Annotated in this window: 1 protein-coding gene; it reads left to right on the top strand. The window is 68.1% G+C overall.

What is annotated here, in order from left to right:
* On the top strand, positions 1-307 hold a 307-nt coding region (locus tag SB756_RS29080), incomplete at both ends, for an AMP-binding protein (RefSeq protein WP_410912998.1).

Here is a 307-nt window from a genome sequence, read left to right as displayed (position 1 = left end):
AGGCCTGTCGCGCCGCCACCCCGGCCCACCGTCCTGCCCTGGGCGATATGGCCGCACTGAACTACACCGGTGGCACCACCGGCATGCCCAAGGGCTGCATTCATAGCCACGGCGACATGCTCTACACCTGCGCCAGCTTCGTGCCGGTGGCCTTGGGCCTGAGGCAGGACAGCGTGCTGCTCAATTTCCTTCCCGAGTTCTGGATCGCCGGGGAAAACGCCGGCCTGCTGTTTCCCATCTACGCCGGCTGCCGCCTGGTGCTGCTGGCGCGCTGGGACGCCCTGGGTTTCATGGCGGCGGTGGCGCA

It is taken from the genome of Pseudomonas sp. SIMBA_068 (assembly GCF_046534705.1).
Classification (GTDB): domain Bacteria; phylum Pseudomonadota; class Gammaproteobacteria; order Pseudomonadales; family Pseudomonadaceae; genus Aquipseudomonas; species Aquipseudomonas putida.
The sequence above is the reverse complement of the archived record's forward strand: the minus strand, read 5'-3'. Positions and strand labels throughout refer to the sequence as shown.